The sequence below is a fragment of the Pseudalkalibacillus sp. SCS-8 genome (assembly GCF_040126055.1).
GTDB lineage: Bacteria > Bacillota > Bacilli > Bacillales > Fictibacillaceae > Pseudalkalibacillus > Pseudalkalibacillus nanhaiensis.
In genome coordinates this window covers 113,994-139,039 of sequence record NZ_CP143541.1, presented here as the reverse complement: position 1 = coordinate 139,039, position 25,046 = coordinate 113,994, and the positions used below count along the sequence as shown (strand labels likewise).

Sequence of the window (25,046 nt, the reverse complement as noted above, 5' to 3'; positions counted from 1 at the left end):
CCCTTATGATATGCTGCTATACCCTTATTCACCGACGGTTTGGGTTTCTACGTTCAAGTTCAATTTATCGTTCGGGTTTTCCTCGTCTTCATCAATCTCACGCATTTCGATTTCTTGTTCGTCACTTGTGAGCATCTTGACATCCATACCGAGACTTTGAAGCTCTTTGATCAAGACTTTGAATGACTCAGGAACACCAGGCTCAGGAACGTTTTCACCTTTGACAATCGCTTCGTAAGTCTTCACACGGCCGACAACATCATCTGACTTGACTGTGAGGATCTCTTGAAGTGTGTAGGCTGCACCGTATGCTTCAAGCGCCCAAACCTCCATCTCACCGAAACGTTGTCCACCGAACTGCGCTTTACCACCAAGTGGCTGCTGCGTTACAAGCGAGTAAGGTCCAGTAGAACGTGCGTGTAGCTTATCGTCTACCATGTGAGCAAGCTTGATCATGTACATGACTCCAACCGAAATACGGTTATCGAACGGTTCCCCTGTTCGACCATCGTACAAGACTGTCTTACCGTCTCTTGATAGACCGGCTTCGTCTAATGTTTCCCAAACATCTTCTTCACGTGCTCCATCGAATACTGGCGTAGCCATGTGAAGGTTCAATTCTCTTGCTGCCATTCCAAGGTGAAGTTCCAATACCTGACCGATATTCATACGTGATGGAACCCCTAGAGGGTTCAACATGATGTCGATCGGTGTACCATCTGGAAGATATGGCATATCTTCTTCAGGAAGGATTCTTGAGATAACACCTTTGTTTCCGTGACGGCCAGCCATCTTATCTCCTTCATGGATCTTACGCTTCTGCACGATATATGCACGTACGAGCTGGTTGACGCCTGGAGGTAATTCATCCCCATCTTCACGATTGAATACTTTCACATCATGGACGATTCCATCTCCACCGTGTGGTACACGGAGTGAAGTATCTCTTACTTCACGGGCCTTCTCACCGAAGATCGCGTGCAAGAGACGCTCCTCTGCAGTAAGTTCTGTTACACCCTTAGGCGTTACTTTACCGACAAGGATATCTCCGTCTTTCACTTCAGCACCGACCCGGATGATTCCGCGCTCGTCAAGATTTTTAAGTGCGTCTTCTCCGACGTTTGGAATGTCTCTTGTGATTTCTTCTGGTCCAAGTTTCGTGTCTCGTGCTTCAGACTCGTATTCCTCGATGTGAATCGAAGTATATACATCATCCTTCACAAGGCGCTCGCTCATGATGACCGCATCCTCATAGTTATAACCATCCCAGGTCATGAACCCTACAAGAACGTTACGGCCAAGTGCAAGCTCTCCTTTTTCCATAGAAGGTCCGTCTGCAAGGATTTCGCCTTTCGTTACACGATCGCCCTGGCTTACAATTGGTTTTTGATTATAACAAGTTCCTTGGTTGGAACGTATGAACTTCATCAGGTTGTAGCGGTCGAGATCACCTTTGATCTCTTTACCATCTACTGTTTCGATACGACGTACATACACTGTCGCAGCTGATACTTTCTCGACGATCCCTTCATGCTTACAGATGACTGCAGCACCGGAGTCCTTCGCAGAAACGTGCTCCATTCCTGTACCGACGATCGGAGCTTCAGGCACCATCAATGGTACGGCTTGTCGCTGCATGTTCGCACCCATCAATGCACGGTTTGAGTCGTCATTTTCAAGGAATGGGATACATGCAGTTGCTGCTGATACGACCTGCTTAGGTGATACGTCCATATAGTCGATTTTGTCACGTTTTGCAATCGTGTTCTGATCACGGTAACGTGCAATGACTTCTTCATCAAGGAATGAACCATCTTCACCCAGCTTCGCGTTTGCCTGTGCAACAACATAGTTATCTTGTTCATCAGCCGTCAAGTAATCGATTTGTTCGGTTACTTTACCTGTTTCCGGATCAACACGACGGTAAGGTGTCTCGATGAATCCATATTCATTCACTTTCGCATAACTGGAAAGCGAGTTGATCAGCCCGATGTTCGGACCTTCCGGTGTTTCAATCGGACACATACGACCATAGTGGGAATAGTGGACGTCACGTACTTCGAATCCAGCACGTTCACGCGTCAAACCACCTGGTCCTAATGCTGACAGACGACGTTTATGCGTCAGCTCTGCCAATGGATTCGTCTGATCCATAAATTGTGAGAGCTGTGAGCTTCCAAAGAACTCTTTAATTGATGCAATTACCGGACGGATATTAATGAGCGCCTGTGGTGTGATGGAGTTCGTGTCCTGGATGGACATTCTCTCGCGGACCACACGCTCCATTCGGGATAATCCGATACGGAATTGGTTTTGCAGCAATTCTCCGACTGAACGAAGACGACGGTTACCGAGATGATCGATATCATCTGTCAAGCCGACTCCATGCAGCAAGTTGAAGAAGTAGTTGATTGCCGAGATGATATCTGCAGGTGTAATGTTCTTTATAGAACGATCAACCTCACCGTTTCCGATTACATTGATCACCTGGTCGGTTTCACCTTCAACTGGAGAATAGATTTTGATGGATTGAAGACCAATCGTTTCATCTTCAATCACGCCTCCAGCCGGCGTTACTTCTTTAAATGTATTTTTGTTTTCGATGATTGGCAGGATACGCTCAAGCAAGCGACGATCAAGGACCGTACCTTCTTCTGCGATAACCTCGCCTGTTTCCGGATCTGCAATTGATTCAGCCAGGCGCTGATTGAAGAGCCGGTTTTTAATGTTAAGCTTCTTATTGATTTTGTAACGACCGACATTTGCAAGGTCATATCGTTTCGGATCAAAGAAGCGAGATTCTAATAGACTCTTTGCATTATCAACGGTAGGGGGCTCTCCTGGACGTAAACGCTCATATATTTCAAGAAGCGCTTTTTCTGTACCTTCAGTATTGTCTTTTTCAAGAGAGTTACGAAGGTATTCATCTTCCCCTAGCAAATCGATGATTTCTTGATCAGAACCGAACCCTAATGCACGCAACAAGACCGTTACTGGTATTTTACGAGTACGGTCGATCCGAACATGCACGACATCCTTAGCATCTGTTTCAAGTTCTAACCATGCGCCGCGGTTTGGAATTACCGTAGCTGTGAAACCTCTCTTGCCGTTTTTGTCCAATTTTTTATTGTAATACACGCTCGGTGAACGAACGAGCTGTGAGACGATGACGCGTTCTGCTCCGTTAATGATGAAAGTACCCGTATCCGTCATCAATGGGAAATCACCCATGAAGACTTCTTGTTCTTTCACTTCACCTGTCTCTTTATTGATCAGGCGGACTTTGACACGGAGTGGTGCCGCATACGTTACGTCTCTTTCTTTGGACTCCTCGACAGAATACTTAGGCTCTCCTAAACTATAATCAATGAATTCAAGCACTAAGTTACCTGTGAAATCCTCAATTGGAGAAATGTCGTGGAACATCTCTCTCAAACCCTCATCAAGAAACCATTGATAGGAGGAAGTTTGGATTTCAATGAGGTTTGGAAGTTCCAAAACTTCATTAATTCTTGCATAGCTTCTCCGTTGGCGGTGGCGTCCAAACTGAATGAGTTGACCTGTCAACTGATTCACCCCTCAAATCCAGCATAGTATCGTAATACATCTAGTTAAACAACTAGATTAAAACTAGAGCAAAGCACCCATTTATATGTTGGTGATCGGCTCCATCTATCTTCCACTCTAGTCCATGAAGTCCTGAAAGGATTTATTGATATCCGAAACGAACTTATGTACCAGAGCAAAAAAAGAAAAACTTGGCTAGTGCCAAGCTTAAAAAGCGGCAATAGCCTTGACTCCTAAAGGCTTATCCTAAAGGCTCTTGCACGTAATTTTTGAAAATAGTTTCTCACTACTTTCATATAGTGCAAAAAGAAAAAAAGGGTCACATAACCACATTTTTTCCAAAATAACAAATGATTATACTATTTTTCCCTCACCGAAAGGTTTTATACGTGGTAAAAAACACAAAAAATCAGCTCGGTGAAAATACACGTATCTTTGGCATTTTATAATATTACCATAGACCCAAATTCGAGTCAACATTTAATAGAACGAATAATATGATAACCTTTTTTTCGTTCAACAAGTTCGACTTCTTGGAATATAGATTGGAGTTTCTCCATTGCTGATGGAGCTCCTTGCTTCTTTTGGATAACGATCCACAACTCTCCTTCAGGCTTCAGGTGTTCATACGCTTTCTCGAAAATCGTATGGACGACGCTTTTTCCAGCTCTTATCGGAGGATTTGTCAGAATCGCAGAAAAACCTCTTTCCTTTACCTCTTCAAACAGGTTGCTCTGATAGATTTCTACGTTGTCGATCTTATTTCGCTCAGCATTTTTCTTCGATAATTCGACTGCACGTTCGTTCACATCCACCATCGTCACCTTTGACTCTGGAAATGCCGCAGCCACCGAAATGCCGATCGGACCATACCCACAACCCATATCGAGAATCGGTCCTTCGACAGCAGGCTTTCGGAACGCTTCAATCAATAACCTGCTTCCAAAATCGACTTCGTCCTTCGAGAACACACCTGCATCTGAGTAAAAGCGGAAAGATCGTCCCTTCAAGGTAAAGGACCAATCTCTGACATCCCGTTCAGATGTCGGTTTACTCGAGTAGTAATGATCTCCCATATTGCCATCTCCTTAGACAATTCGATCATAATCTTCTATATTCTTTATAACTCTTTTCAAGGTTTCATATACCTCGTAAAAGAAGCATAGTAAAACATTCTTGAACCAGAAGTTGACTTTGTAGCGGAGTTCACGACAGCCCTGCAGGAAAAGCGAGCCAGGGGAGACCGAGGAAGCAATGTCTAGCTCAGCTCCCAGTCACTTGGATCACTTCAAACTTCCTGTGGCGGCAACAGCCTCCTCGTCAGTCTTCCAGTGACCTACGTGACTAAACGGGTCGCATGCGCTTTTCTAATGCCCGCGGAAAGGGAGTGAGCTCCGCAAAAATCAACAACTATAGGCTCTTATTCTTTTACATGAAAAAAGCCCGCGTATCACGCGAGCTTCTTTTGTAAAGTAATTGTACAATTACTTAAGTTCGATCGTTGCTCCAACTTCTTCAAGCTTAGCTTTCATTTCTTCAGCTTCTTCTTTCGCTACGCCTTCTTTAAGTGGCTTAGGAGCTCCGTCAACTAGTTCTTTAGCGTCCTTAAGTCCAAGACCTGTGATTTCACGAACAACCTTGATAACTTTGATCTTAGAAGATCCAGCACTTTCAAGGATTACGTCAAATTCAGATTTTTCTTCAGCTCCGCCTTCAGCAGCGCCGCCAGCAACAGCTACTGGTGCAGCAGCAGTTACTCCGAATTCTTCTTCGATTGCTTTTACTAGATCGTTAAGTTCTAGTACAGACATTTCTTTGATTGCATCAATGATTTGCTCTTTACTCATTGTGAAAATCCTCCCTATTAATTGTTTTTGAGATTTTATTTAAACAAACGATACGGTTAATCTGAGATTCAGATTAAGCACCTTGCTCTTCTTTTTGATCAGCAACAGCCTTCGTAGCCAATGCGAAGTTTCGCATCGGTGCTTGAAGTACGCTAAGCAACATGGAAAGAAGTCCTTCGCGAGATGGAAGTTCTGCAAGTGCTTTGATGTTTTCAACAGATGTGATTTGACCTTCAACCACACCAGCCTTGATCACAAGTGCTTCGTGCTCTTTTGCAAAGTTGTTCAAGATCTTCGCTGGAGCTACAACTTCGTCTTCACTGAAAGCGATCGCTGTAGGACCAACTAGAGTTTCGTTCAACTCAGCAAGACCAGCTTCTTCAGCAGCACGACGAGTCATTGTGTTCTTGTATACCTTGAAAGTGACGCCAGCTTCACGAAGCTGCTTACGAAGTTCAGTAACTTCAGATACGTCAAGACCACGGTAGTCAACAAGGATTGACGTCTTGCTGTTTTTGAATTGATCAGCAATTGTTGAAACCAACTGTTTCTTTTGCTCAAGTACGCTCATTTCTACACCTCCTGTTATTTCATACCGTAGTTATTTTCATAACTCAAGAAAAAAGCCCTCATGTTTGTAGACATGAAGGCTTTGTGTTATAAACTCATAGCAATGTATGAAATCCCAACACACCTCGGCAGGAAATTAAGCGATTAGTGTTCGCACCTACTGTCTACGGTATGACCTATTAAATTTCCAAAAGTAATTATAACCCGAGTGTGTGAGAAAGTCAACAGCTTATTTTACGTTGAAGCTGTTTGGTGTAACTTTGATTCCAGGTCCCATTGTAGAAGCGATCGCAATGTTCTTGATATACGTTCCTTTCGCAGCAGACGGCTTCACTTTAACCAACGTATCAATGATCGTAGTCAAGTTTTCTACAAGCTTGTCGTTTTCGAAAGATACTTTACCGATTGGTACGTGAACATTACTTTGCTTGTCTACACGGTATTCAACTTTACCTGCTTTGATTTCTTGAACAGCTTTTTCAACTTCGAAAGTTACTGTTCCAGTTTTCGGGTTCGGCATTAAGCCTTTCGGTCCAAGGACACGTCCAAGCTTCCCTACTTCACCCATCATGTCAGGTGTAGCAACAATTACGTCAAACTCGAACCAACCTTGGTTGATCTTGTTGATGTAATCTGAGTCTCCAACATAGTCAGCTCCTGCAGCTTCTGCTTCCTTCGCTTTTTCACCTTTTGCGAATACAAGAACACGTTGTGTCTTACCAGTTCCGTTAGGAAGTACAACTGCTCCACGTACTTGTTGGTCAGCTTTCTTAGGGTCTACCCCAAGACGTACAGCAACTTCAACTGTTTCATCAAAGTTTGCTGGAGCTGCTTTTTTCACAAGTTCGATTGCTTCGTTTGCATCATATTGAACGGAACGATCAACAAGCTTCGCAGCTTCTTGATACTTCTTTCCCTTTTTAGCCAATTTAATTTCCTCCTTAAATGTGGTTTTTACGGAATATCCTCCCACTTTTGCGCCGTTGCCAGCGCCATAAGAAAGGTTGCGAAGATCGCAACCTTATATGCTATGCATGATTAGTCTTCGATTACAATACCCATGCTGCGAGCTGTTCCCTCTACCATGCGCATAGCAGAGTCAACATCGGCAGCATTAAGGTCTGGCATTTTCGTTTCAGCGATTTCTTTCACCTTATCACGCTTAACCGTCGCAACCTTGTTACGGTTCGGTTCACCAGAACCTGACTCGATTCCTGCCGCTTTTTTCAACAATACAGCAGCCGGTGGAGTTTTTGTAATGAATGTAAATGAACGGTCTTCAAAAACCGTGATTTCAACCGGAATAATCATACCAGCTTGATCTGAAGTACGAGCGTTAAATTCTTTACAGAATCCCATGATGTTTACACCTGCTTGACCCAAAGCCGGTCCAACTGGTGGTGCTGGGTTAGCTTTCCCTGCAGGAATCTGCAATTTAACAACCTTAATTACCTTTTTAGCCACGTGACACACCTCCTTAGTCCGTGATGTGGTATATTGGGCACCTTGGCCCTCCCACTCATTAAAACGAGCTTCCACGTGTGAAAGCTCCCCGTTTTGTTTATCGGGTTATTTCAAACATTAAAATTCTATCATTTCTTTATTGCTTTTTCAATGGGTTCGCGAAAGTTTTGTTAAGTTAGCTTATCAACTTGTGTGAAACCGACCTCGACAGGGGTCTCACGTCCAAACATGTTGACATGAACTTTCAGCTTCTGCTTGTCGACATCGATGTCTTCCACAGAACCTACGAAATTCGCAAAAGGACCTTCCTTGATTTTGACGCTTTCTTTAATTTCGAAGTCCACGTCTGCCTTCGGTTTTTCGAGTCCCATACTGTAAAGGATCCGATCCACTTCTTCAGGTAGTAACGGTGTCGGTTTGGAACCTGATCCTGTCGATCCGACGAACCCGGTCACACCTGGTGTGTTTCTTACTACATACCACGAATCATCTGTCATGACCATTTCAGCCAAGACATAGCCCGGAAAGACTTTCTTCATTGCGGTTTTCTTTTTGCCGTTCTTGATTTCAGTCTCTTCCTCTTGAGGGACGAGCACCCGGAAGATCTTGTCCTCCATACCCATTGACTCAACGCGTTTTTCCAGATTCGTTTTCACTTTGTTTTCGTATCCAGAATACGTGTGTACAACATACCATCTTTTTTCCATAACTTGTGAGGACATGGTCGTCCTTTCCCTCCCAAACGGATTTACTTTACCATTGTAGCCATTTGTATTTCAGCTTAATCAGCTTGTTTTAGTTTTCCAGGAATGTTTCAATCACCCAGGACAAACCTAGATCGATCACTGTAAAGAACAAGACGATGAACAACACCGTCGTAAGGACTGTGATCGTGTAGCGTGTCAACTCTTTACGGTTCGGCCATGAGACACGCTTCAATTCCTTTCCTACATTTGAGAAAAATCTACCTGTCTTTTGTACAATTCCAGCCATCATTTTACCCCCAGAATAAATTGGTTATGATAAAAACTCATGAAACTTGCCGTTTTGCCTTTCATCGTTACATGATGTCGCGTTATGAAATAACAGGTCAGAAGAATAATCTCCATTGATTTTTTGCTGAATACAGGCAACACGGTTCTATTTATTTAATCGGATTATTTTGTTTCCCGGTGTACGGTGTGTGATTGACAATGCTTGCAGAACTTCTTCATTTCGATTCGATTTTCATCTTGTTGTTTGTTCTTCATCGTAGAATAGTTGCGTTGTTTGCATTGTTCACATGCTAATACGACCTTTGTGCGCATTGGTGACCATCTCCAGAAATACCATTGGAACCCGAATCCACATTTTTCGAGTTTTATCCATACTTTGTCCATTTTATGCTATTCACTTTATCACAGGGGTATAGTCCTGTCAACGCGCCACAGCCTTGTAACAAAAGGATTCTGCTCCTGTTTCGGAATGATTGATCCTTCACTTCGGAACGGATGCAAGAAAAAAACAGGGAAGGATTCCCTGTCGAATGTTCCAACATTTTCTTCTGTTTTTTTAAAGCGCCTACAAACCTATTTCTCTTAATTCTAGGTATCGTTCAAGCTTACGTTTCACCCTTTGAAGGGCATTGTCGATTGATTTGACATGACGGTTCAAATCCACTGATATCTCCTGATAAGACCTTCCATCAAGGTAGAGCATCAGCACTTTCCGTTCCAGATCACTTAACAGTTCTCCCATCTTAAGCTCGATATCATCAAATTCTTCCTGGTTGATGATAAGCTCTTCAGGGTCTGTAACCCTTGATCCACATATGACATCCAATAGCGTCCGATCAGACTCTTCATCATAAATCGGTTTATCCAGTGAAACATAGGAATTAAGTGGAATGTGTTTTTGTCGGGTTGCGGTTTTGATGGCGGTGATCATCTGGCGGGTGATACAGAGTTCAGCGAAAGCTTTGAAAGAAGATAGCTTGTCCTCTTTAAAATCACGGATCGCTTTATATAATCCGATCATACCTTCTTGAATGATGTCTTCGCGATCTGCTCCAATCAAAAAATAAGACCGGGCTTTTGCGCGGACGAAATTCTTATACTTGTTGATTAAGTATTCAAGTGCGGCACTCTGTCCTTCGTGAACCTGCTCCACTATCGACTCATCTTCAAGCTCGTCAAATTCCGGGTGTACAATCTCTTTGAGTTCTGTGCTCACGAGAATCCCTCCGACCATGGCGACCTATATATAGAAATATTATACAGCACCCATTCGACAAGCGTCAACCGCTCAACGGTCCCCTCTGCGCCATTTTTCAAAAATTTCAGCAACTTCATCGCTCAATGTCAACGTTGAGTGGCGTTTTTGTTTTTTTATATCATCGACTTTCCGAGTGATCCGTTTTTCGATCTGATTGACCTCAATCGCCAGCTCTCGTGCGGATTTCCTCAATGCGCCGAGCCCGAACGTGACCCATTGCTCGAGGAAATCGGAGGTCGCGACATGGACCTTCGTACGGATATCCTTCAATTCTTTCGCGAGTTTTTCAATTCTTTCATCCGCAGATTCGTTTTCTTTCGTATAGATGACTTCAATGCGATAATTTTTGAATTTCGTCTCTGTCCCAGGAACGAAATGCGCATCAAATACGACGATAACCCTCATGCCTGTATATGCTTGGTATTCTGCCATCTTTTCGACTAAAAGGTCTCGTGCAGCAGAAAGATCGTGATCTCTCAACACTTTCAGGTCTGGCCAATCCCCGATCATGTTGTACCCATCTACAAGAAGTATTTCCATCGTCAAACCCCTTTAGGATGACGTTGTCGGTATACCTCATACATAAGTAAGCCTGCAGCGACGGAGGCATTGAGTGATGTAACCTTACCTTTCATCGGCAAGGAAACGAGAAAATCACACTTCTCTTTCACCAGTCTCCCGATACCTTTCCCTTCACTGCCGATGACCAGACCGATCGGCATGTCGTATTGCGCCTGGGTATAGTCCTGATCACCCTTCGCATCTGTCGCGACGAACCAGACACCTCTTCCCTTTAAATCTTCAATTGTGCGGGCGAGATTCGTTACCCTGACGACTGGGATATATTCAATGGCTCCTGTAGAAGACTTTGCAACCGCTGATGTCAGTCCGACCGCTCTTCGTTTCGGAATGATGACTCCGTGGGCACCTGTCGCATCCGCCGTTCTTAAAATGGACCCTAAATTATGCGGGTCTTCTATTTCATCCAGTACGAGGAAGAATGGCTCTTCATTCCGATCAGCTGCAAGCTTGAAGATATCCTCAATGTCGGCATATTCGTATGCTGCAACGTGAGCCACGACACCCTGATGGTTTGCTCCGTCCGCCAACGCGTCAATTTTTTTCTTCGGTACATATTGGATTTGTATACGTTCTTTTTTCGCCATACTGATGACCTGTCCGATTGAACCCTTCTGGGCACCTTCTGCAATCATGATTTTGTTGATATCACGTCCTGATCGCATGGCTTCCAGTACCGGATTCCGTCCAACAACGATATCATTGCTCATTCTCTCATTTCCCTCCTTCTGATTGTTCTATGATTTTGATGGATTTATCGACAATCGCATTCAAACGCTCCTGATTTCCTGACAAGTATAGGTAACCGACCAAGGCTTCAAAGGCCGTCCCATATCGATAAGTCTGGATATCGGTATTTTTGGGTACTGCCCCCATTTTGCTATTTCTCCCCCGCCTGACGACCCCTTGCTCGTCCTCATCAATTTCCTGCTGCTCAAGCAACGATCTCACAGCCGTTGCTTGAGCCTTAGCAGAAACGTAACGGGTAGCTTGCTTATGAAGCTGATGCGGTTTCACTTCACCTTTTCCAAGAAGGTAAGAGCGGATATAGACTTCGTATACAGCATCGCCAATATAAGCAAGTGCTGCAGATTTTAACAATTTTGGTTGTGTAACGACCTGGCTGAAAGGCTCAATCATGATTTTCTTTTCCACCTGACTCCTTGAGGTGTATCTTCAAGGATGATCCCTTCATCAGCAAGCTGATCACGAATTTCATCTGCTCGCTGGAAATTCTTTTCTTTACGCGCTTGATTTCGTTCTTCAATCAACGACTCGATCTCCTCATCAAGCAGTTCCTTTGTCTGCTTCAGATCCAACCCGAGCACATGACCGATTTCTTCAAATAGGGCAACGAACCGCTCCAAAACTTCAACGGTGGTGTTTTCCCCTTGCAGGTAGACGTTTGCATCTTTCGAAAGATCAAATAATGTCGCAATCGCATTCGATGTATTGAAATCATCATCCATATCACGAATGAACCTGTCTTTATGAGCATTGATTTTATCCAGCCACATCTCATTGTCGGTCCCAAGGTCTACACTATGGGAAAGGCGGTGTTCAAGATTTTCGACTGTTGTACGGATCCGCTCGAGACTTGTTTTCGCACTCTCGAGCAATTCATCCGTAAAGTTAATCGGATGACGATAATGCACATTGAGCATGAAGAAGCGGAACGCTTGTGGATCGTATTTCTGAATCAAGTCATGCAGAAGAATAAAATTCCCTAATGACTTCGACATCTTTTCATTATTGATATTGATATAGCCATTGTGCATCCAATAATTAGCCATCGTCTGTTCATTAAGTGCTTCGGATTGGGCAATCTCGTTTTCATGATGCGGGAAGGATAGATCTTGACCGCCTGCATGAATATCAATCGTATCTCCCAAATATTTCTTTACCATTGCCGAGCATTCAATATGCCACCCGGGTCTTCCTTCTCCCCAGGGACTCTTCCAGAAAATCTCTCCTTCTTTCGCTGATTTCCACAGCACAAAATCGAGAGGATCCTCTTTCTTTTCTCCGACCTGTATGCGGGAGCCTAAACGAAGCTCTTCAATCGATTGATGGGACAGTTTCCCGTACCCTTCGAACTTCTTCGTACGGAAGTAGACATCTCCCCCTGCTTCATACGCGTATCCCTTTTCAATCAAGGTTTCGATGAAACGAATAATATCATCCATTGTATCTGTGACGGTTGGATGGAGATCCGCTTTCTGCACATTCAGGGCTGATGTATCTTCATGATAAGCTTGGATGAATCGATTCGCTAACACTGGAACCTCTTCCCCGAGTTCGTTGGCAGCCTTGATGATCTTATCGTCTACATCGGTGAAGTTTGAGACGAAATGAACCTCATAGCCTCGATACTGAAGGTACCGGCGAACCGTATCAAATACGATCGGGGGCCTGGCATTTCCAATATGGATGTAATTATAAACTGTCGGTCCGCACACATACATCTTCACTTTGCCCTCTTCAATCGGTTTAAACGGTTCCTTTTGTCGAGTCAATGTATTGTAGATTTGAATACTCAACTGAGCCCACTCCTTTTCAATTTCTCAACTTCTTCCCTCAAACGCTCAATCTCTTTTTCCATTATTTTAAATTTATCAGAAACAGGGTCAGGCAGGTTTCGGTGGTCAAGATCTCCTCTTACCTTAACGCCGTCCTGGACGACAACCTTACCTGGAATCCCTACGACTGTGGAGTTTTGCGGTACATCCTGCAAGACGACCGAGCCTGCGCCAATCTTAGAATTCCGTCCAATCGTTATGGACCCTAACACCTTCGCACCTGTTGCAACCAACGTATGGTCTTCCAAGGTCGGGTGACGCTTCCCTTTTTCTTTGCCGGTCCCTCCTAATGTCACTCCCTGAAACAGGGTGACATTATCACCGATTTCACATGTCTCCCCGATTACGACTCCCATTCCATGGTCGATGAAACAACGCCTGCCCACCTTCGCTCCGGGATGGATTTCAATTCCTGTCAAAAATCTGCTGATCTGAGATATGACACGTGCCAAAAAGAAAAGCTTCTTTTTCCAAAACAAATGCGCAAACCGATGCGCCCATATCGCATGTAAGCCCGAGTACGTCAAAATGACTTCAAAATAACTGCGGGCAGCTGGGTCCTGATCGAATACGACATCAATATCTTCCTTCAAGGTCTTGAACATATACGCCACTCCTCCTCTCAAATGCTTTTTTATTTCAGCTTTTTAAAACATAAAAAAACGCCTCTGTGATTACTCACAGAGACGCTTTCAGCGCGGTCCCACTCTGTTTAGAAGAACCTACAAGCGTTCTTCTCCCTCAGGCTTCCTCTAACGGTGGAAGAACCGCCCTTATCTACTCGTATTCAACAAGGGTCTCAGAGGTGCATTTCAGGATCCTCTTCTTAGACCACTTTCAGCCGATGATGGTCCTCTCTAAAAAGAAAAAGGGGTTCCTTACTTCTCCTCTTCAACGATTTATCACTCATGTTTTCTTTACTATATTATATTTTTTGCAAAATGTGTATCATTTACTTTCCAAATTGCTGGACAGCTTCCTCCAGCCTTGAAAGAACCGTTTCTTTTCCTAACAAGGATAAGGAATCCGGCAGTTCAGGCCCGTGAGTTTGTCCCGAGGCAGCGACACGGATCGGCATGAAGAGTTTTTTCCCTTTATGACCCGTTTCCTTTTGCGTCGCTTTAATGGCAGCTTTAATCTCTGCTGGTTCGAAAGTTTCCATGCCCTTGATTTGATCCTTAAGACCATTGAGAACCTCTGGAACCTGCTCCTCACTTAAAATTTCCGCTGCTGCCTCATCGTATTCAATCGATTTGTTAAAGAACAAGTCTGTCAAAGCTACGATTTCTGCACCATGAGAGAGCTGCTCTTGATAAAGAGAGACAAGCTTTCTTACCCATTCCTGCTGCTCTGGTGAACGATCTTCTGGAATTCGTCCAGCTCTTTCGAGGTGTGGCACTGTCAATTCCATGACACGCTCAAGATCAGCCGCTTTCATGTATTGGTTGTTCATCCATTCCAATTTCTTCGTATCGAAGACAGCTGCTGCTTTCGATAATCGATCCGGGTCGAACATTTCAATGAATTGCTCCCTTGAGAACAACTCGTCTTCGCCTTTCGGAGACCAGCCTAACAGGGCGATGAAATTGAACAATGCTTCCGGAAGATAACCTAAGTCTTCATATTGCTCGATGAACTGGATTGTTTGCTCATCTCGCTTACTGAGCTTCTTGCGCTGTTCGTTTACAATCAGCGTCATGTGGCCGAATTTCGGCGCTTCCCATCCTAATGCCTCATAGATCATCAATTGCTTCGGTGTATTGGAAATGTGATCATCTCCACGCAGGACATGGGTGATTGCCATATGATGATCATCGACCGCAACGGCAAAGTTGTAAGTTGGAATGCCATCCTTCTTCACGATGACCCAATCCCCGATACCGTTTGATTCGAATGTTACCCGGTCTTTTACCATATCAATGAATGAATACTCTTTATCACGTGGTACGGCGAAACGGATACTTGGCTTTCTGCCTTCTGCTGCAAGCCTTTCTTGTTCCTCTACTGTCAAGTGGCGACACTTTCCTGAATAACGAGGCATTTCACCTTTCGCTTGCTGGGCTTCTCTTTCTTGTTCCAATTCTTCTTCCGTACAATAACACTTGTAAGCAAGACCGCGCTCAAGCAAGTCGGTATAATGCTCTTTGTAAATGTCGAGACGTTCCATTTGGCGATATGGACCGTAATCTCCTCCGACATCAACACTTTCATCCCAGTCGATTCCGAGCCACTTCAAGTAATTGAGCTGGCTGTACTCTCCACCCTCGACATTCCGCTTCTGATCTGTATCCTCGATCCGGATGACGAAGGTTCCATTATGGCTTCGAGCAAATAAATAGTTGAAAAGCGCAGCCCGAGCATTCCCGATATGTAAATGGCCTGTCGGACTAGGCGCATAACGTACTCTTACTTTGTCAGACATTTGTTCATCTCACCTTCCACTTATTCTTTCATCATTCTATCATAATTAAAATCAGCGTTCCTATCCTTATGGCAGGGATTATTTTTCCATCAAAATGACGGCTTGAGCTGCGATGCCTTCCCCTCTGCCCGTGAAGCCAAGCTTCTCTGTAGTTGTAGCCTTGACGTTCACCTGCTCGATGTCAGCATCTAATTGTTCAGCTATCACCTTACGCATCTCTTCGATGTACGGTGCCATTTTCGGTTTTTGTGCAATGACCGTGGCATCGACATTTCCGAGGGAAAAACCCTTTTCTTTTGCTAACGTATAGGCTCTTTCCAATAGGATTTTCGAATCGATATCCTTGAAATCGTCACTTGTGTCAGGGAAGTGCTTGCCTAAGTCCCCTTCCCCGATCGCCCCGAGCAGAGCGTCGGTTATGACGTGTAAAAGGACATCTGCATCTGAATGGCCGAGTAGCCCTTTCTCATAAGGAATGGTCACTCCTCCGACAATCAAGGGTCTCCCCTCAACCAATTGATGTACATCAAAGCCTTGTCCAATTCTAAACATTGTTCTGCTGCTCCTCCCTCTCTAGGATGATCGCTTTAGCAAACAACAAATCTTCCTGTGTCGTCAATTTAATATTCAGATAATCCCCTTCTACTATGGAAACACCTTGATGGACAAGCTCCATAAGACTGGCATCGTCCGTTCCTAACCAGCCCTTCTCCATAGCGGTTTTATGGGCCTGCAAAATAAGGGGAAGATGAAAAGCTTGTGGGGTTTGCACCGCCCACAAGCTGTTTCGATCGACGGTCTTGACGACCTTCTTCCCTTTGATTTGTTTAACCGTATCTTTTATTGGTACCCCAAGAACGGCTGCCCCGCTTACACTCGTTTCCCTGACAAGCTGATGGATTGATTCTTGAGATACGAACGGTCTTGCCCCATCATGGATCAAGACGAGATCCGCTCCCTCTACCGCATTCAACCCTTCATAAACACTATGTTGGCGTTCTTTTCCACCAGGGACGATTTTCTGCACCTTTTGCACATCATACTGTCGTACAACCTGTTCAAGTTCATTCAGTTCGTTCTTGTTACCAACAAGGATAATACCACTGCACCAATCATCCTTTTCAAAAATTCTCAAGGTATGAACGATAAGTGGTATTCCTTGTAACATCAGAAATTGTTTATTCTTACCCGCTTGCATCCTTTTGCCTTGACCAGCAGCAGGTATAACTACAACATAATCCACAGCTTTTCATCTACTTTCACGATAGGATTACAATGCCTTTTCCAATAGCTTAGGTTTGGCAAAGATCATTCGTCCAGCAGATGTTTGCAAGACACTCGTGACGAGGACTTCAATTGTCTTACCAATATAATCTCGTCCATCTTCTACGACAATCATCGTACCATCATCAAGGTAACCGACACCTTGATTCTGTTCTTTTCCGTCTTTAATCACCTGTACATTCAGCTCTTCTCCAGGAAGGACAACCGGTTTGACAGCATTGGCAAGGTCATTGATATTCAGGACGGGTACTCCTTGGAATTCACAAACCTTATTCAAGTTGTAATCATTGGTTACAACCATGCCAGATACCAGCTTACCAAGCTTGACTAGCTTACTGTCAACTTCATGGATATCTTCGAAGTCCCCTTCGTAGATCTCCACCTTCACTGCTAAATCCTTCTGGATCCTGTTGAGGATATCAAGACCTCTTCGTCCACGGTTACGCTTCAATACATCCGATGAGTCAGCGATATGCTGGAGCTCTTCCAGAACGAATTGCGGAATGACGATCGGACCTTCTAAGAATCCTGTCTGACAAACATCTGCGATTCTACCGTCAATTATGACACTCGTATCAAGGATTTTCAATACAGTTCCGCTTCCAGACTTGCTCTCCGCTTCTGCCTCTGCTTCTTTCTTCTTGTTTGCGAATCTAGCTGACGTGAAGACGTTGACGAGCTCTTCGCGTTTCTTGAATCCAAAACGAAAGCCGATATAACCTAATAGCGCTGTACAGAAGAAACCAATTACATTAACGAGGATACTGAGCTCCATGCTGTTCAAAGCAAACATGGCTAAATAAGCGACGAACAAACCAAATATAAGTCCAAAAGAACCGAATAAAACATCTGCAACAGGCGCTTTCATCAATGACTCTTCCATCCACTGGATAAAGCCGACAATATAATCCGCCAACCAGAAGGTGCTTACATAGAAAAGACCAGCACCGATGATGATTCCGATATAAGGTGATGTGATGAACCCAGGTAATTCTCCAAGATTAATCAGATTATTTAATATTAGAATGAGATCAGGTATATATAAATAACCTAGTGTTCCACCAACGATTATAAAAAATAATTGAACAATTCGCTTCAACAAAATTGTTCACCTCCTTCTCATCATTATAGACATTTGAACGATTTTGAAACCTGCTTATCTTCAATTTTACATAAAATAACAAGTAAAATACAGTCGTTTTCAGGATATAGTGTCATTTTCCAATTTCATAAGGATTAAATGTGACGGTCGAGAAATAATTGTTCTTGGATGCGTTTCAACCCATCCTTGATTTTTTTGGCACGGATTTCCCCGATCCCTTCTACTTCATCAAGCTCTTCAATTGATGCCTTCAATGTTTTTTGAAGGTGATCGAAATGATTGACCAAATTCTCGATGATTAATGACGGTAAACGAGGAATCTTGTGCAGGATTCTGTATCCCCTTGGTTTCACCGGTTCTTCATATATATTCGTCGAAGGGAGGTAACCTAATAACCGCACGATTGCATTTTCTTCTAAAAGTTCTTCACTTGTCAGCTTTTTCAGTTCATTGAGAATGTAGAAAGGATCCACTTTTGGATCTTTCGCATAATCCTTGATGATCAAGGCCGCTTCCGCCTCAATATTGGAAACAAGTTCTTCCATTTGCATACTGATCAGGCGTCCTTCAGATCCTAGCTCGTTGACGTATTTGACGATTTCATTCCGGATTCTGAGTACCATTTCAATTCGATGGATGACCTGAGTTACCTCCTGGAAAGTGACCAGCTCTTCAAATTCGAGTGCACCCAAATCAGTCATACTCTGATCAAGGACAGACTTATATTTCTCAAGCGTTTGTAAGGCCTGGTTCGCCTTTGTCAAAATAACACCGATATCTTGAAGGGAATAACGGATATTTCCTTGATACAAGGTTATGACACGTCTTCTTTGTGAAATGGAAATGACGAGATTACCGGTCTGCTTCGCTACTCGCTCTGCTGTACGGTGGCGGATTCCGGTCTCTTTGGATGGAATAGAGGTATCTGGAATCAGCTGCGTGTTGGCATATAGGATCTTATTCCCCTCATCGTTGAGAATAATCGCTCCATCCATCTTCGCAAGCTCATACAAATAAGCTGGAGAGAACCTGCAATTGATGTAAAAACCTCCATCTACTAGCTTTTGGACCTTTTCATTGAACCCAAGTACGATCAATCCTCCCGTTTCGGCACGTAGAACATTATCGATCCCATCACGTAAGGGCGTGCCAGGTGCGACATACTGGAGCATTCGACTCACGATCAATTCTTTCATTGCAGCGTCCATACGTTATCCTCCTAATGTGTGACGTAGGGTTTCTTGGACAGATGATACACCTACGATTTCAATTCCTTTCGGCGCTGACCAGCCTCCGAGGTTCTTCTCTGGAAGTATGACCCGTTTGAATCCTAGTTTCGCGACTTCATGTACACGCTGTTCAACCCGAGACACTCTGCGTACCTCGCCGGTCAATCCGATTTCTCCGATATAGACATCTGTCGGATTTGTCGGTTGGTCACGGAAGCTTGATGCGATGCTGACAGCAATCGCTAAATCAATCGCTGGTTCATCGAGGCGGACCCCTCCTGCGACATTCACATAAGCATCCTGATTCTGCATCAATAACCCGACCCTTTTTTCCAGGACAGCCATTAATAAGGATACCCGGTTATGATCGATTCCATTTCCCATTCGTCTCGGGTTACCGAAGCTCGTAGGGGAAACCAATGCTTGAATCTCAACGAGAACAGGACGTGTGCCTTCCATCGATGCCACGATAGCAGAACCAGCTGCCCCGTTTGATCGTTCTTCCAAAAAGACTTCAGAAGGATTCTGCACCTCATCAAGGCCTTCTTCCTTCATTTCGAAAACACCGATTTCATTTGTCGATCCGAAACGGTTTTTCACTGCCCGCAGAATTCGATACGTATGATGCCGCTCTCCTTCAAAATACAGGACAGCATCTACCATATGTTCAAGGAGTCTTGGTCCTGCTATGGATCCTTCCTTCGTAACGTGTCCGACAATGAAAGTGGCAATTCCATTCGTTTTCGAGATCCGCATGAATTGGGACGTACATTCCCGTACTTGTGAAACACTGCCGGGTGCAGAAGCGATTTCCGATCGATATACGGTTTGAATCGAATCGATGATCAAGAGTGATGGATTGACTTCCTGTACAGCTTTTTCAATCAAATCCATGTCTGTTTCTGCATGGACATACAACCGATCATGATTGATCCCTAACCTCTCGGCTCTCAATTTCGTCTGTTTGATCGATTCTTCACCTGATATATATAAAACCGTCTGATCTGATTGGGCTAATTTTGCAGAGGCTTGAAGTAAGAGGGTCGATTTTCCGATACCCGGATCACCTCCGACCAGGACAAGGGATCCCGGCACGACGCCTCCACCTAAAACACGATTCAATTCATTGATTTTCGTATCAATTCTTGGTTCCTTTTCACTTTTGATCTTTGTGATCGGTTCGGGCTTCTGACTGGAACCGCCAGTTTGAAACGAGCGTCTATGTCCTTTATCTGGCTGGATGATTTCTTCGACCATCGTATTCCACTTATTACACCCTGGGCACTTTCCCATCCATTTAGGTGAATCATATCCACAATCCTGACATAAGAACTTTGTTTTTTTCTTCGCCATTACTACTATTCCCCATTTCCCCGACAGTTTCCGTATCGTCTCAGTTACTGTCATCATATCACAAACCGCTCAGGGAACACCTCTTATAACTATTGTATTCAATACCCTTAAGCTTATGGGTGAAACAAGTCATTTGTAATAATTTCAAAACATGATGTCGAACTTCCAAGCTGAAAAATCATACATAATAAAAAGGTGCCAAGTAACCTTCCAAATTGGAAGGGACCTGACACCCATTTTGTTTCTTTACATAAACGAGACTTACGTTCCGGCTCCAACCGTGTGAACGGTAAAGTCGTTGTTTTCTACATCGATTTTGACAGTTTGACCCTTCGAAATCGTCCCTCTCAATAGTTCTTCTGATAAACGATCCTCAATTTGACGTTGCAATGCACGTCTCAACGGTCTTGCACCGTAGTCTGGGTCATATCCTTCTTCTGCGATCTTATCAAGAGCAGCCTCTGTCAGTTCAATATCAATACCCTGTTCAGAAAGGCGTTTCTGAAGCTGGTTCGACATCAAGCTGATGATGTGCTTGAGGTGTTCCTTCTCAAGTGTATGGAACACAATCGTTTCATCGATCCGGTTCAAGAATTCTGGACGGAATGCTTTCTTCATTTCATCCATGACTTTTGATTTCATATTTTCATACTCTTGGTTTTCAGATTGTGCTGTGAAACCAAGACTCTTGTTCCGCTTCAACGTGCTCGCCCCTACGTTGGATGTCATGATGACGACCGTGTTACGGAAATCGACTGTCCGTCCTTTGGAATCGGTCAAACGGCCATCTTCCAGAACTTGAAGCAGAATGTTGAAGACTTCAGGGTGAGCCTTTTCAATTTCATCCAGCAAAATGACTGAGTATGGATTGCGGCGTACTTTTTCTGTAAGCTGTCCGCCTTCCTCATGTCCGACATATCCTGGAGGTGAACCAACAAGTCGGCTGGTCGTATGCTTCTCCATATATTCGGACATATCAATCCGGATGATGGAATCTTCGTCACCGAATAATGCTTCTGCAAGTGCACGAGCAAGCTCGGTCTTACCTACCCCTGTAGGCCCGAGGAAAATGAATGAGCCGATTGGGCGTTTTGGATCCTTCAAACCTGCACGGGCTCTTCGGATTGCTTTGGAAATTGCCTTGACCGCTTCATCTTGCCCAATGACACGATCATGAAGAATGGATTCCATGTTCAACAGACGCTCTGTTTCTTCTTGTTTCAACTTCGATACCGGAATACCGGTCCAATTCGCAACCACGAGTGCAATGTCTTCAGGAGTCACTTCTGTATTCTCCTGCCCTTGCTTTTCTTTCCAGCTGTTTTTCGTCGTTTCAAGCTCTTCTCTCAATTTCTGTTCAGAATCCCGTAGTGATGCTGCTTTTTCAAATTCCTGGCTTTGAACAGCAGCGTCCTTTTCTTTACGGACACTTTCGAGCTTCTGTTCGAGCTCCTTCAAATTCGGTGGAGCTGTGTAAGAGCGAAGGCGTACTTTAGATGCCGCTTCATCAATTAAGTCAATCGCTTTATCAGGTAGGAAACGATCGGAAATATACCGGTCAGATAGCTTAACAGCGGCATCAATGGCATCATCCGTGATCGTCACCCGATGGTGAGCTTCATACCGGTCACGAAGTCCTTTCAAAATCTGCATTGATTCATCATTCGTCGGTTCGTTCACTCTGATTGGCTGGAAGCGTCGTTCTAATGCAGCATCTTTTTCAATGTATTTACGGTATTCATCCAATGTCGTAGCACCGATACATTGGAGTTCACCGCGGGCTAGAGCTGGCTTCAGGATGTTGGATGCATCAATGGCACCTTCCGCCCCTCCTGCTCCAATCAATGTATGAAGCTCATCGATGAAGAGGATGATGTTCCCTGCCTGACGGATCTCATCCATAACCTTCTTCAGACGGTCTTCAAATTCACCACGGTATTTCGTTCCGGCTACGACAGTACCCATATCGAGAGTCATGACACGCTTATCACGGAGCGTTTCTGGAACCTCATTGTTGATGATTTGCTGAGCAAGACCTTCTGCAATCGCGGTCTTACCTACCCCAGGCTCCCCGATAAGGACCGGGTTGTTCTTTGTACGACGGCTCAATACCTCAATAACACGTTCGATTTCCTTGCTTCGTCCGATAACAGGATCCAAGCTTCCGTCCCGGGCTACTGCTGTCAAATCTCTCGCAAGGCTGTCGAGGGTAGGTGTGTTGGCATTGACAGATGACCCCCCTGCCGATGAGGAAGACTCATTACTTCCAAGTAGCTGCAGGACTTGTTGACGAGCTTTATTCAAGCTTACTCCGAGGTTGTTGAGCACGCGAGCAGCAACACCCTCTCCTTCACGGATCAAACCAAGTAGTATATGTTCAGTACCCACATAAGAGTGGCCAAGTTTTCTTGCTTCATCCATCGATAGTTCGATGACTTTCTTTGCACGAGGTGTATAGTGGATCGTTTGTACCGATTCTTGCCCTTTACCAATAAGGCTTTCAACTTCCTTCTGGATTTTTTCAGGACTTAGACCAAGTACAGAAAGGGCTTTTGCTGCGATACCCTCACCCTCACGAACTAGACCGAGCAGGATATGCTCTGTACCCACATTGTTATGCCCCAACCTGATCGCTTCTTCTTGCGCAAGTGCCAGTACTTTTTGAGCTCGTTCTGTAAAACGTCCAAACATCATCGTGATCACCTTCCTATTCGTTGTTCTTCTCTAACTTCATTCTCTCACGGATCAATGTGGCCCGACGGATATCTCTTTCATCGGGGGATAATGGTTTTCCAGCGTACTGTTGTAAAAAACCAGGTTGAGTGAGTATCATTAGTTCATTCAATATTTTCCGTGAAATACCTTCTATAATTTTTAAATCAATACCAAGCCTAACATCCGACAAACATTTCGTCGCCTCTTTAGATTGTATGATTCGACTGTTTGACAGGATACCCAGTGAGCGATGGACACGGTCCTCCAACTGGATTTTTGAAGTTTCGAAGAGGTTCTTCCTTGCAGAGCGTTCCTCTTCAATCAACTGTAGAACGACCCCCCTCAAATCTTCGACAATATCCTGTTCTGACTTTCCGAGTGTCATCTGGTTGGAAACTTGGAATACATTCCCTTGCGCTTCGCTGCCTTCTCCATAAATTCCTCTGACGACGAGACCGAGCTGATTGATGGCCGGCACGATCCGGTGCATTTTCTGTGTCATGACGAGGGCCGGGAGATGCATCATGACCGAAGCTCTCATACCTGTTCCAACGTTCGTCGGACAGCTGGTCAGATAGCCGTGCTTTTCATCAAAGGCGTAGTTCACTTTTTCCTCGAACCAATCGTCGATTCCACTTGCCAACGTCAGTGCTTCTGACAATTGGAAGCCTGGGAATAGACATTGGATTCGAATATGATCTTCCTCATTGATCATGATACTGATTGATTCATCCTCACTCATCAGGACACCCGACTTCTTTGGGTCTTCCGCAAGATTCGGACTGATAAGATGTTTTTCAACCAGAACCCTTTTTTCGATTGGTTTCAGCTGATCGACATCAAAATACGTTAACCGCCCTACCGATCCATAGGATTCATCTGCATAGTGCTGACGAATCTGTTGATTGACTTCTTCGGCTTGTTGTTCGTTGGCTACCATCGGAAATACATGATTCTCCAGATTCCGGGCTAAACGGATACGACTGCTTAAGACAATATCTGAGTCCGGACCTTCCCGTTTCATCCAGGGGCTGATTGCTTCACTCATGAATCGTTCTAAAGACAATCTTAATCCCTCCCCTCAAGCCGCTGTTGCATCGATCGGATACGATCTCTCACCTCAGCAGCTTCTTCGAATTCTTCCTGGGCGATAAGCTGCTGTAGCTTTTCTCGTAACTGATTGATCTTTTTACGTTCCAGAAGATCGTTACCGAGGCGTTTGGGTATTTTTCCGGAATGGTCCGTGTTGCCTCCATGGATTCTCTTGAAGATTGGATCGAGCTTGGAAGCGAATGTCTTATAACAATTCATGCAACCGAATCGACCAATCTTGGCAAATTCCGGATAGGTCATCCCACATTGTGAACATTGGGTTACTTGTTTACTTCGTGCAGCAGTACCGGGATCGCTGAGCGGTTGTTCAAAGTTTAATAGACCTGATAGCAGATTATGAATAGAAAAAGAATTAGACCCTGGTATGAAATCCCCTTTTTCCTTCGCACACTGTTCACAAATATGAAACTCATTTTTTTCACCGTTGATGATTTTTGTGAAGTGCAAAGTGGCTGGTCGCTGTTGGCATTCCTGACAATACACGCCTTACACTCCCCTCAGTCTTTATACTTTAAGCTTTGGATCATGGATTTTAATAGATTTGCCCGTAATTCATCCCGGTAGGGCAAAACGATATTTATGGTGGAGCGATCCATGACACTTTTCATAAGCCGTGCTTCTCTTATGCTGATGATTTCTTCTTCTAAAAGTCGTAAAATGATATTCTCAGCTGCAGATTGATTGATTCTTGTTTTGATGAGACGGAGTATTTGATCAAGTAAGATCGTCGAACTATCTGTTTCGACCTTTATGATCCGGATGTAACCTCCTCCTCCTCTTTTACTTTCCACGATGAAGCCTTTCTCAATCGTAAACCTCGTATTTATCACGTAATTGATTTGTGAAGGGACACACTGAAACTTTTCTGCTATTTCACTTCTTTTTATTTCAATTGCCTTTGTGTTACTTTCATTTAAGATTTCCCTTAAATACGCTTCAATGATGTCTGAAATATTCTTCATCCCATTT

Annotated in this window: 25 protein-coding genes and 2 other annotated features; all 25 genes read right to left on the bottom strand. The window is 44.2% G+C overall.

Going from position 1 to position 25,046, the window contains the following annotated elements; all coding sequences use genetic code 11:
- Positions 1 to 24 precede the first annotated feature (24 nt).
- Positions 25 to 3,567, bottom strand: coding sequence for a DNA-directed RNA polymerase subunit beta (gene rpoB, locus V1497_RS00725; protein ID WP_349409117.1), 3,543 nt, complete (start codon positions 3,565 to 3,567; stop codon positions 25 to 27).
- 473 nt (positions 3,568 to 4,040) lie between these two features.
- Positions 4,041 to 4,643 (bottom strand): class I SAM-dependent methyltransferase, encoded by a 603-nt coding sequence (locus V1497_RS00720; RefSeq protein WP_349409116.1) that lies wholly within the window; start codon positions 4,641 to 4,643, stop codon positions 4,041 to 4,043.
- Between the two features lie 408 nt (positions 4,644 to 5,051).
- Positions 5,052 to 5,414, bottom strand: coding sequence for a 50S ribosomal protein L7/L12 (gene rplL, locus V1497_RS00715; RefSeq protein ID WP_349409115.1), 363 nt, complete (start codon positions 5,412 to 5,414; stop codon positions 5,052 to 5,054).
- Positions 5,415 to 5,487: 73 nt separating this feature from the next.
- Positions 5,488 to 5,985: a 50S ribosomal protein L10 gene (gene rplJ / locus V1497_RS00710; protein ID WP_349409114.1), complete on the bottom strand. Its 498-nt coding sequence runs from the start codon at positions 5,983 to 5,985 to the stop codon at positions 5,488 to 5,490.
- A 39-nt stretch (positions 5,986 to 6,024) separates the two neighbouring features.
- Positions 6,025 to 6,172: a sequence feature (ribosomal protein L10 leader region), on the bottom strand.
- A 41-nt stretch (positions 6,173 to 6,213) separates the two neighbouring features.
- Positions 6,214 to 6,912 carry a 50S ribosomal protein L1 gene (gene rplA, locus V1497_RS00705; protein WP_349409113.1) on the bottom strand — a complete coding sequence of 233 codons (699 nt, stop codon included), beginning with the start codon at positions 6,910 to 6,912 and terminating at the stop codon, positions 6,214 to 6,216.
- Positions 6,913 to 7,022: 110 nt separating this feature from the next.
- Positions 7,023 to 7,448 carry a 50S ribosomal protein L11 gene (gene rplK, locus V1497_RS00700; RefSeq protein WP_349409112.1) on the bottom strand — a complete coding sequence of 142 codons (426 nt, stop codon included), beginning with the start codon at positions 7,446 to 7,448 and terminating at the stop codon, positions 7,023 to 7,025.
- 170 nt (positions 7,449 to 7,618) lie between these two features.
- Positions 7,619 to 8,155 carry a transcription termination/antitermination protein NusG gene (gene nusG / locus V1497_RS00695; protein WP_349410715.1) on the bottom strand — a complete coding sequence of 179 codons (537 nt, stop codon included), beginning with the start codon at positions 8,153 to 8,155 and terminating at the stop codon, positions 7,619 to 7,621.
- A gap of 88 nt (positions 8,156 to 8,243) precedes the next feature.
- Entirely contained in the window at positions 8,244 to 8,441 is a 198-nt protein-coding gene (secE, locus tag V1497_RS00690; protein WP_349410714.1) for a preprotein translocase subunit SecE, read from the bottom strand.
- A 164-nt stretch (positions 8,442 to 8,605) separates the two neighbouring features.
- Entirely contained in the window at positions 8,606 to 8,755 is a 150-nt protein-coding gene (gene rpmG, locus V1497_RS00685) for a 50S ribosomal protein L33 (protein WP_349409111.1), read from the bottom strand.
- Positions 8,756 to 9,008: 253 nt separating this feature from the next.
- Positions 9,009 to 9,659 carry an RNA polymerase sporulation sigma factor SigH gene (sigH, locus tag V1497_RS00680; RefSeq protein WP_349409110.1) on the bottom strand — a complete coding sequence of 217 codons (651 nt, stop codon included), beginning with the start codon at positions 9,657 to 9,659 and terminating at the stop codon, positions 9,009 to 9,011.
- A gap of 72 nt (positions 9,660 to 9,731) precedes the next feature.
- Positions 9,732 to 10,241 carry an NYN domain-containing protein gene (locus V1497_RS00675; protein ID WP_349409109.1) on the bottom strand — a complete coding sequence of 170 codons (510 nt, stop codon included), beginning with the start codon at positions 10,239 to 10,241 and terminating at the stop codon, positions 9,732 to 9,734.
- 2 nt (positions 10,242 to 10,243) lie between these two features.
- Positions 10,244 to 10,990 carry a 23S rRNA (guanosine(2251)-2'-O)-methyltransferase RlmB gene (gene rlmB / locus V1497_RS00670; protein ID WP_349409108.1) on the bottom strand — a complete coding sequence of 249 codons (747 nt, stop codon included), beginning with the start codon at positions 10,988 to 10,990 and terminating at the stop codon, positions 10,244 to 10,246.
- 4 nt (positions 10,991 to 10,994) lie between these two features.
- Positions 10,995 to 11,420 carry a Mini-ribonuclease 3 gene (locus V1497_RS00665; protein WP_349410713.1) on the bottom strand — a complete coding sequence of 142 codons (426 nt, stop codon included), beginning with the start codon at positions 11,418 to 11,420 and terminating at the stop codon, positions 10,995 to 10,997.
- On the bottom strand, positions 11,417 to 12,820 hold the full coding sequence (gene cysS, locus V1497_RS00660) for a cysteine--tRNA ligase (protein WP_349409107.1): 1,404 nt from the start codon (positions 12,818 to 12,820) through the stop codon (positions 11,417 to 11,419). Before cysS ends, V1497_RS00665 begins: the two co-directional genes overlap by 4 nt.
- The gene (gene epsC / locus V1497_RS00655) at positions 12,817 to 13,464 is read right to left on the bottom strand and encodes a serine O-acetyltransferase EpsC (protein WP_349409106.1); all 648 of its coding nucleotides are present in this window, start codon (positions 13,462 to 13,464) and stop codon (positions 12,817 to 12,819) included. The genes cysS and epsC overlap by 4 nt, the downstream gene beginning before the upstream one ends.
- A 74-nt stretch (positions 13,465 to 13,538) precedes the next feature.
- Positions 13,539 to 13,763, bottom strand: a binding site (T-box leader).
- A 48-nt stretch (positions 13,764 to 13,811) separates the two neighbouring features.
- Positions 13,812 to 15,281: a glutamate--tRNA ligase gene (gene gltX / locus V1497_RS00650; protein ID WP_349409105.1), complete on the bottom strand. Its 1,470-nt coding sequence runs from the start codon at positions 15,279 to 15,281 to the stop codon at positions 13,812 to 13,814.
- 78 nt (positions 15,282 to 15,359) lie between these two features.
- The gene (gene ispF, locus V1497_RS00645) at positions 15,360 to 15,833 is read right to left on the bottom strand and encodes a 2-C-methyl-D-erythritol 2,4-cyclodiphosphate synthase (RefSeq protein WP_349409104.1); all 474 of its coding nucleotides are present in this window, start codon (positions 15,831 to 15,833) and stop codon (positions 15,360 to 15,362) included.
- Entirely contained in the window at positions 15,826 to 16,524 is a 699-nt protein-coding gene (gene ispD, locus V1497_RS00640; RefSeq protein ID WP_349409103.1) for a 2-C-methyl-D-erythritol 4-phosphate cytidylyltransferase, read from the bottom strand. Before ispD ends, ispF begins: the two co-directional genes overlap by 8 nt.
- 27 nt (positions 16,525 to 16,551) lie before the next feature.
- Complete coding sequence (locus V1497_RS00635; protein WP_349409102.1) at positions 16,552 to 17,667, bottom strand: PIN/TRAM domain-containing protein; 1,116 nt, start codon at positions 17,665 to 17,667, stop codon at positions 16,552 to 16,554.
- 134 nt (positions 17,668 to 17,801) lie between these two features.
- Positions 17,802 to 18,875: a DNA integrity scanning diadenylate cyclase DisA gene (gene disA / locus V1497_RS00630; RefSeq protein WP_349409101.1), complete on the bottom strand. Its 1,074-nt coding sequence runs from the start codon at positions 18,873 to 18,875 to the stop codon at positions 17,802 to 17,804.
- A gap of 3 nt (positions 18,876 to 18,878) precedes the next feature.
- Positions 18,879 to 20,249: a DNA repair protein RadA gene (gene radA, locus V1497_RS00625; RefSeq protein ID WP_349409100.1), complete on the bottom strand. Its 1,371-nt coding sequence runs from the start codon at positions 20,247 to 20,249 to the stop codon at positions 18,879 to 18,881.
- 261 nt (positions 20,250 to 20,510) lie between these two features.
- On the bottom strand, positions 20,511 to 22,943 hold the full coding sequence (clpC, locus tag V1497_RS00620; protein WP_349409099.1) for an ATP-dependent protease ATP-binding subunit ClpC: 2,433 nt from the start codon (positions 22,941 to 22,943) through the stop codon (positions 20,511 to 20,513).
- Positions 22,944 to 22,956: 13 nt separating this feature from the next.
- Complete coding sequence (locus V1497_RS00615) at positions 22,957 to 24,030, bottom strand: protein arginine kinase (protein ID WP_349409098.1); 1,074 nt, start codon at positions 24,028 to 24,030, stop codon at positions 22,957 to 22,959.
- A gap of 2 nt (positions 24,031 to 24,032) precedes the next feature.
- A complete protein-coding gene (locus V1497_RS00610; protein ID WP_349409097.1) occupies positions 24,033 to 24,560 on the bottom strand; it encodes a UvrB/UvrC motif-containing protein in 528 nt (175 codons plus the stop codon).
- A 14-nt stretch (positions 24,561 to 24,574) separates the two neighbouring features.
- Positions 24,575 to 25,039: a CtsR family transcriptional regulator gene (locus V1497_RS00605; RefSeq protein WP_349409096.1), complete on the bottom strand. Its 465-nt coding sequence runs from the start codon at positions 25,037 to 25,039 to the stop codon at positions 24,575 to 24,577.
- Between the last annotated feature and the right edge of the window lie 7 nt (positions 25,040 to 25,046).

Coding starts and splice junctions, on each gene's coding strand:
- V1497_RS00720 (WP_349409116.1), bottom strand. CDS start 4,643: ATGGGAGATCATTACTACTCGAGTAAACCGACATCTGAACGGGATGTC.
- rplL (WP_349409115.1), bottom strand. CDS start 5,414: ATGAGTAAAGAGCAAATCATTGATGCAATCAAAGAAATGTCTGTACTA.
- rplJ (WP_349409114.1), bottom strand. CDS start 5,985: ATGAGCGTACTTGAGCAAAAGAAACAGTTGGTTTCAACAATTGCTGAT.
- nusG (WP_349410715.1), bottom strand. CDS start 8,155: ATGGAAAAAAGATGGTATGTTGTACACACGTATTCTGGATACGAAAAC.
- secE (WP_349410714.1), bottom strand. CDS start 8,441: ATGGCTGGAATTGTACAAAAGACAGGTAGATTTTTCTCAAATGTAGGA.
- rpmG (WP_349409111.1), bottom strand. CDS start 8,755: ATGCGCACAAAGGTCGTATTAGCATGTGAACAATGCAAACAACGCAAC.
- V1497_RS00675 (WP_349409109.1), bottom strand. CDS start 10,241: ATGGAAATACTTCTTGTAGATGGGTACAACATGATCGGGGATTGGCCA.
- rlmB (WP_349409108.1), bottom strand. CDS start 10,990: ATGAGCAATGATATCGTTGTTGGACGGAATCCGGTACTGGAAGCCATG.
- V1497_RS00665 (WP_349410713.1), bottom strand. CDS start 11,420: ATGATTGAGCCTTTCAGCCAGGTCGTTACACAACCAAAATTGTTAAAA.
- epsC (WP_349409106.1), bottom strand. CDS start 13,464: ATGTTCAAGACCTTGAAGGAAGATATTGATGTCGTATTCGATCAGGAC.
- gltX (WP_349409105.1), bottom strand. CDS start 15,281: ATGTCTGACAAAGTAAGAGTACGTTATGCGCCTAGTCCGACAGGCCAT.
- ispF (WP_349409104.1), bottom strand. CDS start 15,833: ATGTTTAGAATTGGACAAGGCTTTGATGTACATCAATTGGTTGAGGGG.
- disA (WP_349409101.1), bottom strand. CDS start 18,875: ATGGACGCTGCAATGAAAGAATTGATCGTGAGTCGAATGCTCCAGTAT.
- radA (WP_349409100.1), bottom strand. CDS start 20,249: ATGGCGAAGAAAAAAACAAAGTTCTTATGTCAGGATTGTGGATATGAT.
- clpC (WP_349409099.1), bottom strand. CDS start 22,943: ATGATGTTTGGACGTTTTACAGAACGAGCTCAAAAAGTACTGGCACTT.
- V1497_RS00605 (WP_349409096.1), bottom strand. CDS start 25,039: ATGAAGAATATTTCAGACATCATTGAAGCGTATTTAAGGGAAATCTTA.